The 16,660-nt window shown below is 38.9% G+C and carries 11 protein-coding genes; 10 read left to right on the top strand and 1 reads right to left on the bottom strand.

Features of this window, described 5'->3' with window-relative positions; all coding sequences use genetic code 11:
* Positions 1-273: 273 nt before the first annotated feature.
* Both QL998_RS15305 and QL998_RS15300 read left to right on the top strand, forming a co-directional pair.
* The gene (locus QL998_RS15305) at positions 274-648 is read left to right on the top strand and encodes a hypothetical protein (protein WP_024605160.1); all 375 of its coding nucleotides are present in this window, start codon (positions 274-276) and stop codon (positions 646-648) included.
* Positions 649-1,172: 524 nt separating this feature from the next.
* Positions 1,173-1,919, top strand: a complete 747-nt coding sequence (locus QL998_RS15300; RefSeq protein ID WP_241764484.1) for a cache domain-containing protein — start codon at positions 1,173-1,175, stop codon at positions 1,917-1,919.
* A 59-nt stretch (positions 1,920-1,978) separates the two neighbouring features.
* Here QL998_RS15300 and QL998_RS15295 read toward each other — a convergent pair whose 3' ends face one another.
* A complete protein-coding gene (locus tag QL998_RS15295; RefSeq protein WP_010553003.1) occupies positions 1,979-2,911 on the bottom strand; it encodes a hypothetical protein in 933 nt (310 codons plus the stop codon).
* Positions 2,912-3,307: 396 nt separating this feature from the next.
* On the opposite strand from QL998_RS15295, the gene QL998_RS15290 reads away from it, so the two are divergent.
* The 8 genes from QL998_RS15290 to QL998_RS15255 all read left to right on the top strand — a co-directional run bounded on the left by QL998_RS15290 (position 3,308) and on the right by QL998_RS15255 (position 16,646).
* The gene (locus QL998_RS15290; RefSeq protein ID WP_007580752.1) at positions 3,308-3,610 is read left to right on the top strand and encodes an isoamylase early set domain-containing protein; all 303 of its coding nucleotides are present in this window, start codon (positions 3,308-3,310) and stop codon (positions 3,608-3,610) included.
* Between the two features lie 9 nt (positions 3,611-3,619).
* On the top strand, positions 3,620-5,614 hold the full coding sequence (malQ, locus tag QL998_RS15285) for a 4-alpha-glucanotransferase (RefSeq protein ID WP_290193005.1): 1,995 nt from the start codon (positions 3,620-3,622) through the stop codon (positions 5,612-5,614).
* On the top strand, positions 5,615-7,822 hold the full coding sequence (gene glgB, locus QL998_RS15280; protein ID WP_290193004.1) for a 1,4-alpha-glucan branching protein GlgB: 2,208 nt from the start codon (positions 5,615-5,617) through the stop codon (positions 7,820-7,822).
* Positions 7,815-9,878 carry a glycogen debranching protein GlgX gene (gene glgX / locus QL998_RS15275; RefSeq protein ID WP_290193003.1) on the top strand — a complete coding sequence of 688 codons (2,064 nt, stop codon included), beginning with the start codon at positions 7,815-7,817 and terminating at the stop codon, positions 9,876-9,878. Before glgB ends, glgX begins: the two co-directional genes overlap by 8 nt.
* Positions 9,871-12,408 (top strand): glycogen/starch/alpha-glucan phosphorylase, encoded by a 2,538-nt coding sequence (locus QL998_RS15270; protein WP_290193002.1) that lies wholly within the window; start codon positions 9,871-9,873, stop codon positions 12,406-12,408. The genes glgX and QL998_RS15270 overlap by 8 nt, the downstream gene beginning before the upstream one ends.
* Positions 12,409-12,422: 14 nt before the next feature.
* On the top strand, positions 12,423-13,724 hold the full coding sequence (gene glgC / locus QL998_RS15265; RefSeq protein WP_024598134.1) for a glucose-1-phosphate adenylyltransferase: 1,302 nt from the start codon (positions 12,423-12,425) through the stop codon (positions 13,722-13,724).
* A gap of 82 nt (positions 13,725-13,806) precedes the next feature.
* Entirely contained in the window at positions 13,807-15,342 is a 1,536-nt protein-coding gene (locus QL998_RS15260; RefSeq protein ID WP_290193001.1) for a glycogen/starch synthase, read from the top strand.
* An 89-nt stretch (positions 15,343-15,431) separates the two neighbouring features.
* The gene (locus tag QL998_RS15255; protein ID WP_290193000.1) at positions 15,432-16,646 is read left to right on the top strand and encodes an HDOD domain-containing protein; all 1,215 of its coding nucleotides are present in this window, start codon (positions 15,432-15,434) and stop codon (positions 16,644-16,646) included.
* Positions 16,647-16,660 lie beyond the last annotated feature (14 nt).

Here is a 16,660-nt window from a genome sequence, read left to right as displayed (position 1 = left end):
TAAATGCTACTTGTTTACCAAGTCGGTTCAGTTTTTTTTCACTTAGGATACTTTTTAACTTATTAATAAAAATGTTAGCATTCATTTGAAGCTCTTTTCTTGATTCTGTGGTTTGTGTGGTAATAACCATTTGATCATGAATTGAGCTTCAACTCAATTTCTTAAGATCTTACCTATGACATGGATGTAGAGAGTCTCCCTCCCTCGTACTTATGTAAAAAATCGAACTATTTTATAAACAATGCAATACTAATTATTGTGTTAAGGGTAATTATGAAAACGGTTTTTACAGTGATATTATCAATCATACTTATAGGTTATTATTTAACGGCTAAAGCTAGTCATTTTTCGTCAAAGAAGAATACAGAAGTTAATACGTATAGCGATATCTATTTTAAACTCGAAACATCCTCAGTAAATATCAATGAAATAATTGCTGGGGCTACAGATTTTGCTTTAACTATGTGCGCAGATAAAGCCTATCAGGAAGCTTTAGGTAATACTGTTGCTAGCTGCAATTCTCAATTTGAAGAATCTAAAAATGTTTGCTCAAAGCATATTATGAAGAATGTTAAGCCGCACTATACAGACAAAGCTACAGTAACACTGCTAACAGAAAGGTTTATTAAGTGTGTAAGCGCTGCATAGCTGGGAAATTAGAGCTGTTACCTAATAATTACAGCAAATAATGCAATTTTAATCTGTTTGGCTACACTTATTTTAATTTGTACATTATTTAGCAATGGATTATGCTCGGATATCTTTTTACTTTCTTATTAGGTTTAACTGAGCCTCTTCAGTTTGGAACAAACTTACCCACCAGTGCACCTGATAATGCAGTCAACCAAGTTGAGTGTATTTCATTTGAAATGGGAGCCCCTTTTTAGCTACAAACCTTGCCATGGTTACGCGCACGTCGAGAAGTAAAGTTAGACCGCTTAGATGGTTATTTCACAACTCACTTAATGCCTGAAATGAAGGCCTATGGGCGCATATCATCCCCCATCTTTTTAGAAAGCTGGTACTGGTTTACTCATCCAGAGAGCATTAATAAACCAAAAAATAAAATGCGTTATGGTGCAGTAAGAGGGAGTTACTAGGCTAATTGGTTTAAAACTCAGAATATTATTGCTGAGGTAGAAGTAAATTCATTAGAAGAAATAGTAAATGTTATGCACCATAAGCGGATTGATAGAATTCTACTTGATTTAGACGATTTTGAATTAGCAGCTTCTAAACTAGGCATTAATGAGGATGAATATCAAAGAGAATTTTTTAGGTATGTACCTTTGGGATTATTTGCTTCGCATTCACTTATTAAACGCTTCCCTAAATTTATGCAGCAGTTTGATGAAAATATAAATACTTGCGCGCAGGCTCCATTTTCACTATCAAAAAGTGAAGAAAAGCAAATACTTGATAGATTGTCCAGTAGCGCTAAAATCTTACTAAACTTACCTAGTTTAGTAGAACAAGTTCAAATAAGTAATGAGTCTCCCTTAAGTGAATCTGAAATTAAAAGACTAGACCAGCTATGGATAAAAGAAAGTAAACAAGTAAAGCACCCTGATGGATTAGCTATGCTTAATTTACCGTTATCTAAAGTATTTAAAAAATGGCAATCTCAATTCAAAGGTATTGTTACTGAGCTAATATTGACTGATAACCAAGGAAAAAACATCGCTATTAGTAAGCTAACCAGTGACTACTGGCAAGGAGATGAAAATAAGTTTATTAAAACATTTAAACAGTCAAAAGGTTTTAATTTTGATAGCGTCACATATGATGCATCAACACATCATTTTCAAGTTCAGCTAAGTTTTCCTGTTTTAGATGATAATAATAGTCATATTGGAGTGTTGATTTTAGGTGTTGATGTAGAAAAAGTACTTCATTCGTCAAATGAAAAGAGTAATTAACTCATTACCTTTCACATAAGTTAGCTAAGCTTTAATGCTTCAGCTTAGCTAACTAGATGCTATGGAAGTGTTTTTTCTGAAATAGGTTTTTTTCTTATAACTTCTTTTTTGGCTTTATCAAGTTTTATAAAATAAGCATTACCGCCTATGCCTTTAAACTCTTCATCTGTAAATACAATCGTATTGTCATCAAAAAAGGTGACTGCTTCTTTTTGAGTAACAATCCCTAGGTCTATTTTTGATACATCACCAGAGAAAAACTTATCACCTTCAAAGTTTTCAAATAACCAAAGACTGGTTGAATCAAGTAAGACTAATTTTTTACGATCGGGGCTGAGCGCTGCAGAGGTTATCCAGCATAGTTTTTCAAGCGTGGTACACGTTTTAAAAGAGTCAATTAGTTCAGCATCAAAATTTGCTGCATGATCGCCCACTTTATACACTTTAGTAATACCATCGAAAGGTTCTGTGCGGTTTTTAGTAAATAAATATAAATGACGACCTAGTGCTACAAATGCTTCTAAATCAAAATTTCGGTCATTAGGTTTTATCGGACTGCCATCCATTTCAGGGTAGGTAAACTTGATTATTTCGGCTTGGGTTGTGTCTGTTTTTATATCTATTGGGTTTTCTATTTTATAAATAGTAAGCCATCTACGATCGTTTTTGTTATTACCAAAATCCCCTAAAAAAAAGTGCCCAAATTTGTTTTGGGTCATGTCTTCCCAGTCTATGTTTTTAGCGTTTTCAACCAAAATCTCTTTGGCAATAGAACCATCTTTGTTAAGGCGGTAAAGCTTGGGTTCATTGCCTCCATCGTTAATAGCCCATAGACGTTTTTGTTTATCAAATTCAATACCTGAGATTTCTTTTAATTTAGGATCAACTGAGATTTCTTTTTTACTATAAAGGGTATAGATTGAAGAACCAACAAGTGTGGCTATTATTAAAAAGATGATGGCTATAGTTATTAAAATGCTTTTTTTCAACATGAAAATTATGATATTTCAGAGTATTAAGATGCTGTGTATTATCGCTGATGAAAGTACAGAACAAAAGAATTTTATAAATTTAGGCAATACTTTTGGATTATTTCACGTTAAATTCAGTTAAATAGTAATTTGAAAAATAATGTGTGATATACGCTGAGTTGGTTCAAATATTGCTCTGTACTACTGCGCTTTTTAAAAAAGATTGTTTATATACTAACCGCACTTTTTAGGTGCAGAAAAAATGAATTGTTGCACTGTAATAATGCGTAAATAAAGTTTTGGTTAACTTACAACGTGTTTAATGATTTTGAATGGAATCCACATCGCCTTTTTTTGTTTAGTTGTATGGCCTGTGGCAAAGATTAAGTACCCTTTTTGGTTTAGTTGGAGCCTGCTATGTTGAATAAACGTTTTTTTAAAACAAAAGATGAAGCTGAAGTAACCTTTGAATTTTCTCATCCAGAGGCAGAAGAAGTTTGCTTATTAGGCGAATTTAATGATTGGCAACCTGTGCCAATGAAGCTTAATAAAAAACAAGGTGTGTTTAAATTTAAACAACGCTTACCTATCGATCAACAATTTCACTTTCGTTATTTAATAAATGGAGACATTTGGGATAACGACCACCAAGCTGATGGTTATATTGGCAATACATTTGGCACAGAAAACAGCATAGTAAATACTCAACGCATTAATTAAGGCGATTCAATGGATGCTCTTTCGCAGTTGTTTTACCTGCATGGTATTGGCTTTGAATTCACTAAGTATACAGGTGAACAGGTGTTTTTTAGCGAAGACACGCGTAAACGTGCTTTGCAATGTTGCGGTGTTGATACAAATAACAAAGCCGAAATAACTCAACTAACTTATGATTTAGATGCATCGCTTTGGCAGGATTTAGTACCGAGCGTGAGTTTAGTTGACCAAAAAACATGTGCTTTAAAGCTTCGTATAGATGAACGCCAGCAATATTTAGCCGCTACCATTAATGTCCCTTCTCTTGGGATGAATATAGCGGTTGAGAACCTTTATAATTTGGCAGTTACAGGTGAATATTACTTACATGGCGTTCGCTATATTGAGCTGGCACTACCCATAGAAACTATGCCAATTGGCTATCATGACGCTAATGTTCAGGTAGGTGAGCAATACGCTATTACACAAATTTGGTGCGTGCCTGAGCAAGTCTATCAAGTTGAAGACACAAAGCGCACAGGGTTATCTATTCAGCTTTACACATTAAAAAATAAAGCGCATTTAGGTATTGGCGACTTTGACGATTTACTAACGCTTACAAAATTATGCAGCTCGCAAAATATGGATTACATATTACTTAATCCACTGCATTTGTTATTTGCTGATATGCCAGAGCGTGCAAGCCCTTATAGCCCTAGTAGTCGGGCTTTATTAAACCCTCTTTATATTTCTATAGTATTAAGCGAAGACGCACAAAATAACACAGTTCTGCATGACCTCATGCAACGAGACGATGTAATTACACTTATAAAAAGTAATGATCAATTTATAGATTATGAAAATGTAAGCCATATAAAATATGCGTTATTTGAAGCGCTTTATAATCAGTTTGAATTAACGGCAAGTGATGAGCGTCGCCAAGCGTTTACTGATTTTTGTAATACTCATTCAACTACGTTAAATACCCTCGAATCAGACAACTTAACATTTGATTATTACCTGCAGTGGCAAGCGCATATGCAATTGGCACTGTGTCAAAAAAGTTGTGCAGAGCGAGGTATGGCTATTGGCTTAATAAACGACTTAGCTGTTGGTTGTGCTGGCGATGGGGCTGAATTTAAAAATCAGCAGTCGTTGTTTAGCCAAGGTGCAAGTGTAGGCGCTCCACCTGATCCATGGGCCGAAGCTGGCCAAAACTGGGGGCTTCCAGCACTAAATCCTCAAAGTCTTAGTAATAATCACTACCAATTCTATCGCTCGCTCATTCGCGCAAACATGCAAAATGTAGGTGGACTTAGAATTGACCACGTAATGGCTATTAGGCGCCTATGGTGGTGCTTTGAAAGCAATGGTGAACAAGATGGCTGTTATGTTTACTACCCGTTTGAGCACTTACTCGCCATTTTAAAAATTGAATCACATATTAATCAGAGTATTGTTATTGGAGAAGATTTAGGCGTTGTGCCGCCAGAGGTAAGGCAGGCTTTGGCATCTAGCGGTATTTTTTCTAACAGCTTATTTTATTTTGAAAAACAACACAGTGGTGAGTTTTTATCGACAGATGAGCTAGCAACACAGTGTTTGTTAATGATAGCCAATCATGATGTACCGCCATTTACAGGTTGGTGGCAGCATGCTGATTTAAATATTAAGCAACAATACAAGCTTATTACTTGCAATGAATACGAGCAATTAAAGCAACAACGAATAGAAGAGCAACATAGGATACTACGATTTATTAATCGCCATACCAATACAACCGAGCTTCTATTACATAGTAATTCAGTCGAAGTATATAACGCACTAGCATTATGTTTGGCGGGTTCTCAATCGCGTTTATTTGCAATACAAATAGATGATTTAGATGAGCAGAAGTATCCGGTTAATATCCCCGGGACAGACAAAGAATATCCTAATTGGCGACGTGTATTAACGCATACCAGTGAAGAAATTTTTACCAAAAATGCCTCACTTTTAGCTGCTATCGATTCAATAAGGAAAGGTTAAATGAGCAGTACAACTAATGAAAATAGTTACGATGCACAGGTGCATGCATTAAATACAGGACGATTTAAAGACCCATTTAGCTTTTTAGGGGCACATAAAACGGATGCTGAGGTTGAAATTCGTTTTTACTTACCTTGTGCAATAAGTGTGAGTGTTACATTAAATAATAAAAGTATTAAGGCGCAGCGCTACCAACAAAGTGACTTATTTATAGTCAAAGTTGATGCGCTGCCCACTGCGCCTTATCAATGCATTGCTCAGTACACAAATAGCAGCACTACCTTTTATGATGAATACAGCTTTGAAAGCACACTTGATGCAGAGGCAATGTATTTATTTAACGAAGGCAGCCTTGAACATGCGTACTCTCATTTTGGTGCACATTTTAGCACTCAACAAAATGTAGAGGGTGTGCGCTTTTGTGTATGGGCGCCTAATGCTGCAAGTGTCTCTATTATTGGTGAGTTTAATTTTTGGCAAGCTAATCGCCACTTTATGCGTTTTCATCCTGCAAGTGGTGTATGGGAGCTATTCGTACCAGGCCTTAAAGCCGACATGTGCTACAAATTTGCAATTACCGCTCAAAGTGGAGAAGTACTCGAAAAAGCCGACCCCTATGCATTTAAAATGCAACAAGCCCCGGGTACTGCAAGTGTACTGCAGTATAAACCAGAACCTATAACGCTCGGCGCTCAGGCACTTAAAAACAGACAAAAGCGTAATCATATTGATGCGCCAATTAGTATTTATGAAGTGCATTTAGGCTCATGGCAACGCGCTGAAAACAACCGCTATTTAAGTTATATAGAGCTTGCTGACAAACTGGTTAGCTACGCCCTTGAAATGAATTTTACCCATCTGCAACTTATGCCAATAAGTGAATACCCGTTTGATGGTTCGTGGGGGTATCAGCCTGTTGGTTTATTTGCACCTACCAGCCGTTTTGGCGATTACAACAGCTTTAAATACTTTGTTGAGCAATGCCACAAAACTAATTTAGGTATTTTACTTGATTGGGTGCCTGGACATTTTCCAAGCGATCCGCATGGTTTACATCGATTCGATGGCACCCATTTATATGAGCATGCCGATAAGCGCCAAGGTTTTCACCCTGATTGGAATACCTACATTTATAACTACGACCGCCCTGAAGTTAAAAGCTTTTTGATTTCAAATGCTATGTATTGGTTACATCAATTTGGTTTAGATGGTCTGCGTGTAGATGCCGTAGCCTCTATGTTGTATTTAGATTACAGCCGAAAAGAAGGCGAGTGGATTGCTAATTGTTACGGCGGGCGCGAAAACTTAGGTGCGATTGAGTGCCTAAAGCAAGTCAATATGCGCAGCTATAAAAACAACCCAGGCATTATGATGGTGGCTGAGGAGTCAACAGCGTGGCCGGGCGTCACCCAAAGTGTTGAGCACAACGGCTTAGGCTTTGGCTATAAGTGGAATATGGGTTGGATGAACGATAGTTTGCATTACATGCAGCACGACCCTTTATACCGTCAGCATCATCATCACGAAATGACTTTTTCGATGGTATACGCTTTTAGTGAAAACTATATATTGCCATTAAGCCACGATGAAGTAGTCCACGGTAAAGGATCGTTAATTGAAAAAATGCCAGGCGATGATTGGCAGAAATTTGCAAATTTACGCGCTTACTACGCATTTATGTGGGCACACCCGGGTAAAAAACTCTTGTTTATGGGCGGTGAAATTGCTCAGCGAAAAGAGTGGGGGCACGATCATTCTATCGATTGGCATTTACTTGAGCACCAAAGTCATAACGGTATAAAGCAAACCGTAAAAGCGCTAAATACCGTTTATAAAAACCAACCCGCGTTGTATGAGTTAGATTCGAGTGCGGCTGGCTTTACCTGGATAGATAACAATAATAATCAGCAGAGTATTTTAAGTTTTGTCCGCTATGCTAAAAACGCAAAAGACTTTGTGGTTGTTATTGCTAATTTTACCCCCGCGTCATATGAAAACTATGTTATTGGCGTACCGAGTAAAGGGCGTTACAAGGTTATTTTAAATACAGACAATACTCAGTTTTTTGGCTCTGGCGTTGAGGTAACTAAAGATTCATCGCAGATAGTTCACGCTACAAATGAATCAAATCATGGCTTTAAACACAGTATTTCAATTGCCATTGGTGGCTTAACAACTATTTACTTACAAAAGGTTGATGATGAGTAACCGATTTGATGTAGCCCCCGGTAATGTAGAACCGCTAGGCTCTAGTGTTATCAATAATGGAGTTAACTTCGCGCTTTATGCGCCAGGTGCAAGCCAAGCTTATGTGTGTTTGTTTGATAAAAGTGGCCATTCAGAAATCCTAAAAATGGCGATGAATATTAACGAAGGTGGCATTTGGAGTATTCATATTTCGCCATTAAACGCCGGCGCACTTTATGGTTTTAGAGTCGAGGGTGAATATAACCCTAAAAATGGCCAATTGTTTAACGAAAATAAGCTACTTATAGATCCATATGCAAAGGACTTGTTTGGTGAGTTCACATGGAGTGAACGCCATTATGGGCAAATGCCAATTGGTACTAAAAGCACCGTAAATAATGCGATTGATATACCTAAATCAAAAGTAGCTGCTCCTACGTTGTACGCGCATAAAAAGCCAAACCACCTTTGGTCAAACACGGTTATTTACGAGTGCCATGTTAAGGGAACAACGTGTCGTCATCCTAAAATACCTAAATCTCTACAAGGGAAGTTTTTAGGGTTAAGCCACCCAAGCTTTATTGAGCACTTACAAAGCTTTGGAGTTACAGCAGTTGAGCTTTTACCTGTTCATTCTTTTATTAGTGAGCAATTTTTAACAGGAAAAGGGCTGCAAAACTATTGGGGTTATAACACGCTTAACTTTTTTACCCCCCATAAAGACTATTTGGTAAACGACGATATAAACGAGTTTAAGCAAATGGTGCGCGAGCTTCATGCTGCCGACATAGAAGTTATTTTAGACGTTGTTTATAACCATACAGCAGAGGCAGGGGCCGACGGCCCAATATTATCGCTAAGAGGCTTTGATAACTTAGCGTATTACCGCACAGTAGAGGGTCAGCCTAATGTATATATAAACGATACCGGCTGTGGAAATACTATAAATATTGATCACCCTAAAACACTACAACTTGTTCTTGATAGCCTTCGTTATTGGGTTGAGGTAATGGGGGTTGATGGTTTTAGGTTTGATTTAGCGACGATTTTAGGGCGCTCAAAAGCAGGCTTTAGCTCTGCACATACTTTTTTACAAGTGGTAGCTCAAGACCCTGTGCTTAATAAGGTTAAGTTAATAAGTGAGCCTTGGGATATAGGTCCTGGTGGCTATCAGTTGGGTGCATTTCCGCCGCCATGGCGAGAATGGAACGATCAATACCGCGATGTAATTAGACGTTTTTGGCAAAGTGAAACGGGCATTATTGCCAACGTTGCAAAACGTTTGCATGGATCGTTTGATATTTTTGAGCACAGCCAACGTGGACCACTTAATAGCATTAACTTTATAACGAGTCATGATGGTTTCACGCTTGCCGATTTAGTGAGTTATGAGGAAAAGCATAACGAAGCTAATGGTGAGCAAAGCAGAGATGGACACAGCGCAAATCATTCGTTCAACTGTGGAGTAGAAGGCTTTACTAGTGACTCAAAAATAAACGCACTGCGTTTGCAGCAACAAAAGAACTTTTTACTTACTTTGATACTCTCAAAAGGTGTACCCATGATTGCCGCTGGCAGCGAAATGGCGCACTCTCAAGGGGGTAATAACAATGCTTATTGCCAAAATAATCGCACTAGCTGGCTTGCCTGGAAAGATTCTCAACTTAATCATTCGCTAACACGATTTATTGATGATGCTTTAAAAATTAGACGCGCGCACAGTGCGTTCAAACACAGTGTATTTTTAGATGATATAGACGAGCGTTTTACCGTTAAGTGGTTTACCGAACAAGGTAAAACCATGACCGACGCTCATTGGCATGAAGATACCAGACAGTTTTTAATGTATAGCTTACTTGATAAGCAAAACAATCATGCATTACTGATGGTATTTAATGCCAGTAAAAAAACAGTTTTTTGCCAAATGCCGCCTTCGCCTATTAATGCGCCGTGGCAAATGATTCTATCAAGTGTACATAATGCATCTGTGAGCAGTAATGAAGATGCGATGGTTGAAATTTCAGCACAAAGTAGTTGGGTTTTTAGTGCCAATTTAGAGGATGTTAGTCATGGTTAAACAAAGTGATCAAGTGTGTGTAGTAAAAAGCTGGCAAGAAGGGCCCGTTATTGATGAAAGTACGCTTAAAGATGACTTAACACGGCATTTTTATTATACCCTCGGCCGAGATAAGGTGGGTGAATCGCAGCATTATTTGTATCACGCATTAGCGCTTACTATTCGCGACAGACTTGTGGCCCGCTGCAGAGAAACGAATCAACAAATTAAGCAAGAAAAACGCCGCAAAACGGCTTACCTTTCTCTTGAGTTTTTGATGGGGCGCGCGCTAGGTAATGCTGTTTTAAATCTAGATTTAGATGAACAAGTAAGCTCAGCACTACAAGAGTACTGCACAACAATAGAAACAATTGAAGACGCCGAGCACGACGCAGGCCTAGGTAACGGTGGTTTGGGCCGCCTAGCTGCTTGTTTTTTAGATAGCTGTGCAAGTCTTGCGTTACCGGTAATTGGTTATGGTCTTCGTTACGAATACGGCATGTTTAACCAATCCATTAAAGATGGCAACCAAATTGAGCAACCAGATAACTGGCTGCGCGAAGGGCACCCATGGGAGCTAAGCGCGCCAGAGCATGCAAAACGTGTGAAATTTGGCGGTTATGTGCAAAGTTACACAGATAAATTTGGCCGAGAGCATCGTCAATGGATGAGTTCACAAGATGTATTAGCTGTACCTTACGATGTCCCTGTCCCAGGTTATAAAAACAATATTGTAAATACGCTACGCTTATGGAAATCAGAAGCGACAGATGAATTTAATTTGACCGAATTTAATGCAGGCAGTTACTCAGAAGCCGTCGCACAAAAAAACCTAGCTGAACAAATTACCATGGTGCTGTATCCAAACGACAGCAGCGAAAATGGAAAAGAGCTTAGATTGCGCCAACAATACTTTTTATCATCTGCAAGTATTCAAGACGTAGTTGATCAGTGGGTTTCCCAACATGGCGAGAGCTTTAGCGACTTTGCTGACTTTCATGTTTTTCAGTTAAACGACACGCACCCAAGTATTGCTGTTGCAGAGCTGATGCGTATTTTAATTGATGATTACGAACTTGATTGGAACGATGCGTGGCAAATCACCACCAAAACGATGGCCTACACAAATCATACGCTACTTCCTGAAGCGCTTGAAAAGTGGTCTGTTTCGTTGTTTTCAAAATTATTACCACGCATTTTAGAAATAGTTTACGAGATAAATGCACGCTTTTTAGCACAAGTTGCACAGCAATGGCCGGGTGATGTTAATAAACAGCGTGCATTGTCGTTGATTGAAGAGGGCGATGAGCCGCAAATTCGTATGGCTTACTTAGCTATTGTAGGTAGTTACTCTGTAAATGGCGTGGCAGCACTGCATACCGAACTGTTAAAAGCGGGCCTATTTAAAGAGTTTTACGCGCTGTGGCCAGATAAGTTTAATAACAAAACAAATGGTGTTACACCAAGACGTTGGCTTGCACATTGTAATCCTGTTTTAAGTAAATTAATCAGCGAAAAAATTGGTCATGGCTGGGTTAAGAACTTCTCAACAATTAGCGACCTACGTCGTTTTTACGATGACAAAGCATTTCATGGGCAATGGCAAAATGCTAAACGCGAAAACAAACAGCGTTTAGTTGATTTAGTTAAAGCGCGCTGCGATGTTGATTTTGACGTATCGATGATGTTTGACGTACAAGTAAAGCGTATTCATGAATACAAACGTCAGCTATTAAACATACTTCATGTGATTCATTTATATGACCGTATTCGCCGTGGTGATACCCAAGGGCTTGTTTCTCGCTGTGTTTTATTAGGTGGTAAAGCAGCACCAGGTTATTACATGGCTAAAAAAATTATTAAGCTTATTAATAACGTGGCAGAGGTTATAAATAAAGACCCGTTAGCAGCCCCGTATTTACGCGTTGCATTTTTACCTAACTACAACGTAACCGCTATGGAAGTTATTTGCCCTGCAACCGATTTGTCAGAGCAAGTATCTACTGCAGGCAAAGAAGCGTCTGGTACTGGTAACATGAAGTTTATGATGAATGGTGCATTGACGATAGGGACGCTCGATGGTGCAAACATTGAAATTAGAGATGCCGTTGGTGCAGACAACTTCTTTTTGTTTGGCGCACAAGCTCACGAAATTGACGATATTAAATCACGTTATAATCCAGAGCATTTAATATCGCAAAATAGCGATTTAAAGAATGTGATGCAATTACTCGAGAGCGGGCATTTTAATTTATTTGAGCCATGCTTATTTGACGATATAACAAATGCAATTAAGAGCCCGCACGACCCATGGCTTGTTGCGCACGATTTTGAAAGTTATGTAGCAGCTCAAAAAGAAGTTGATAAAGCTTACGCAGATCAAACCTACTGGACACAAATGAGTATTTTAAATACGGCAGCCAGTGGAATGTTTTCAAGTGATAGAACCATAAGCCAATACAGTGAAGACATTTGGCATTTAGAACCCCTCAATATTAGTGAAACAGACTTAACGACAACTAAAAGCCATGCCACTAACAGCCTAGACTAAATGGAGAGAGTATTATGCCTAATTATGCAAATCGCTACATAAGTAGCCTAACCAGAGAAACTTACGCGTTAATACTGGCAGGCGGACGCGGTTCTCGCCTGCATGAGCTAACCGATTGGCGAGCAAAGCCAGCAGTTTACTTTGGTGGTAAACATCGAATTATCGATTTTCCACTATCAAACTGCATTAACTCGGGTGTGAGACGCGTTGGTATTGCCACACAATATAAGTCGCATTCATTAATACGACATGTAAACCGCGCTTGGGGCCACTTTAAAAAAGAGCTGGGTGAGTCGGTTGAAATACTACCTGCATCTCAGCGCCAAGGTGATGATTGGTACTGTGGCACCGCCGATGCTGTTTTTCAAAACATAGATATTATTCGTCATGAGCTTCCTAAATATGTGATGATTTTGTCTGGAGATCATGTGTACCGCATGGACTATGGCGCTTTATTGGCTGAACATGTGCAAAAAGGGGCTGATATGACGGTATGTTGTATTGAAGTGCCTGTTGAAGAAGCTGCAGACACATTTGGTGTAATGACCGTTGATGAAGAAAATAGAGTGTGTCGTTTTGATGAAAAACCAGCAATGCCGAGTTCTGTACCTGGCAAGCCAGGTACATGTTTAGCATCAATGGGAAATTACATTTTTAATACTGAATTTTTGTTTGAGCAACTTAAAAAAGATTCTGAAAATGAAGGTTCTGGCCGAGATTTTGGTCACGATATTATCCCCGCGATTATAGAAGAGCATAATGTATTTGCGTTCCCATTTAGAGATCCAAATCAAGAAGGGCAACCTTATTGGCGTGATGTAGGTACACTAGATTCGTTCTGGGAGGCTAATATGGAACTGGTAATGCCAGAACCACAACTCGACTTATACGATCCAACATGGCCAATATGGACATATCAAGAGCAGCTACCACCTGCTAAGTTTATTTTTGATGACGATGATAGACGCGGTATGGCCTTGGACTCAACCGTGTCGGGTGGGTGTATTATTTCGGGCTCCGCAGTTAGAAAATCCCTCTTGTTTTCTAATGTGCATGTTCGCTCATTTTGTACCATTGAGCAGTCGGTAATTTTACCCGGTGCAGTTATAAACCGAGGCTGTAAAATTAAGCGTGCGATAATAGACCGAAGCTGTGAAATACCTGCAGGCCTTGAAATAGGCTTTGACCCTAAAACAGATGAAGAAAACGGCTTTAGGGTATCTAAGAAAGGCATCGTTCTTGTTACTCGTGATATGCTCACTGAGCTTGCAAAAAAGTTAGAGCGCCAAGCGCGTGAGAATAAAAAGCTAGCGTAAAACACGTTAAATATTAAGCACGACAACAAAGCTTGCTCATTCATGAGCAAGCCCACACAGGTTTAAAGGAAGTAGTAAATTAATGCATGTATTAATGGTTGCAGCAGAAAATGACGCGTTACCAGGCGCAAAAGTAGGCGGTGTGGCAGATGTAGTACGCGATGCCCCAAGGGCGCTCGCAAAGCAAGGTATAACGGTTGACGTTGTTATTCCTGACTACGGGTTTGAGCCGCTTGAGCGTATTTATATAGGTGAAGTAACCGTTGCATTTAATGCTCAACCGCATGTATTAACAGTTTTTAAAGTACAACAAGCCCAAAATAATGTAAGCCAAATTGTTATTAGCCACCCGCTATTTAGTGAATCAGGCAGTGTATATTGTAACGATGCACCGGGGAGGCCTTTTGCAACTGATGCGACAAAATTTGCTTTATTTAATGCAGCCGTCTGCGAAGCATTATTACAAGGTGTATTAAAGCGCCCTACAGCGCTACATTTACATGATTGGCACAGCGCCTGCGTTGCAGTTTTACTTAAGTTTGAGCCACGTTATAGCTCACTTAATACCTTACCCATTGCCTACACAGTGCATAATATTGCACTGCAAGGTATAAGACCCTTTAAACATGATGATTCAAGCTTAGAGGCATGGTTTCCGTCACTTAGTTATAATGGCCAGCAACTATGTGACCCTCGTTATCCGCATTGCTTTAACTCTATGCGCAGTGCAATAAATCTGTGCGATAAAATACATGTTGTATCACCAACCTACAGCCAAGAGGTTCTTGAACCTAGTAATTACGAGCATGGTTTTTTTGGTGGCGAAGGGCTTGAGCAAGATCTGCAAAATGCAGCAAGCCAAGGAAAGCTTGTCGGTATTTTAAATGGCTGCGAATATCCAAGCAATGCACTTGAAGGAGCAACTCTCGCCGATTTTTATAGCCAAGCCGAGAACACTTTATTTACTTGGATGGCAAATAGCGAGCAGTTACAAAGCGGTTACTATATTGCCCACCAACGACTACAGCAATTTAAAGCAACGATTAATAATGGCCCATTAGTCACAAGCGTTGGCCGACTTACAGAGCAAAAAGTGTTGTTATTGTGCCAGCAGGTTAATGGCGCTTTAGCTATTGATAAAGTGTGCCAAGTTATTAATGAATATAACGGCAGACTCATTGTTTTAGGTTCGGGTGACAAAGAACTCGAAAGCATATTTACCAAAGCAATGGCGCGAAATTCTAATCTTTTATTTTTGAAGGGTTATGGTCAAGGTGTTGGCGATTTAATGTATCAGCTAGGTGACTTATTTTTAATGCCAAGCTCGTTTGAACCTTGTGGCATTAGCCAAATGCTAGCAATGCGTGCCGGGCAACCCTGTTTAGTACACAGTGTTGGCGGATTAAAAGACACGGTAAAACATCATGAAAATGGTTTTAGCTTTAATGGCGACACGTTAGCGACACAAACGAGTAATTTAATTAGCTGTTTAGACGAAACTCTCTTAATTAAAAAGCAGAATCCTAAAAAGTGGCATAAAATTAAGCACAGCGCAGAGCAAATGCGTTTTTCGTGGCCGCAAGTGGCAGCTGATTATATAACAACCTTATACCGGTAAATCGTTACTGTACTTTAAAGTTTAGTGACAATTGTGCCTGCTTAGGGTTTAATTACTTAGTATTATATAAAAACTAAGAAGTAGGTAATGTGTCTGTATTTGTTGCAAGGCAAGCAATATTCAATCGAAGTAAAAAAGTAGTAGCCTATGAGCTACTTTTTCGTGATAGTCCTAAAAATTATTTTCCAGATATTGCCGAAGGCCAAGCAACAGCAAGGCTTATTATGGAAAATCAATTAAATTTAGGCACACGTCATATTACATCAGGCAAAAAGGCACTTATTAATATAGGGCCTGAATCATTAAAGCTCGATTTATGTGCTTTTTTACCATGCCAAGATGTTGTTATTGAGTTGCTCGAAAGCATTGAACCTACCGACGACAACTATGAACTATGCCGAGGTTTATTTCATAGTAACTATAAGCTCGCACTCGATGACTTTGTGTATAAACCACAGTGGGATCGTTTTTTAAAGCTTGTGAAGCTCATTAAATTTGATATTGCAATTACACCTCTTAGTGAAATACAACCCATAATTAATAAGTTACAAACGCATAAACAAATAAAAATACTTGCCGAAAAAATAGAAACACAAGATGACTATAAGCTAGCCTTTGATATGGGGTTTGATTATTTTCAAGGCTATTTTTTTGCAAAACCCACCATGATAAAACAAAACGACATTGACTATAACTATGGTTTAGTTGTCGCTATTTACGCCGAAATAATGAAAACAAGTCCAGATATAAAAACTATATCTGGACTATTTGAGCTTGATGCTGCACTAGCATATAAATTGCTGCGTTTAATTAACAGTGGCGTTTTTCCTATACAAAGCCAAATATCGTCATTGAAGCAAGCGCTTGTGTATTTAGGGCATGAACGCCTTAAAAAGTTTGTCAGCCTTATTGTTACTGCTCATACCGCAGGTAAAAAACCTGCAGAGCTAATGCAAGTGTGTGTTGTACGTGCTCGCTTTTGTGAGCTTTTGGCAAAAAAGGTTAATAAGAGCCAGTCAGGCGAAGCATTTTTAACTGGGTTATTTTCGTTGCTCGATGCAATCCTTGATCAACCCATGAGCTTGCTTGTTGAAAAGCTACCTTTTCCTGATGAAATAAAAACGGCATTATTAGGGGACAAAAACACACTGTATTATATTTTAAATGTTGTTAAAGCATACGAAACAGGAAGCTGGTGGGCACTTGAGCAAGCCGTACTTTTGCTAAATATAGATAGTGCTATACTACCTCCACTTTACCAGCAGTCGGTCGATTGGGCTGACAGTTATAAGAACAATATTTAACGGATAATAGCTTT

This window comes from Pseudoalteromonas sp. APC 3691 (assembly GCF_030408135.1).
Taxonomy (GTDB): domain Bacteria; phylum Pseudomonadota; class Gammaproteobacteria; order Enterobacterales; family Alteromonadaceae; genus Pseudoalteromonas.
Note: the sequence above shows the minus strand (reverse complement) of the source record. Positions and strands in the feature narration are given on the sequence as shown.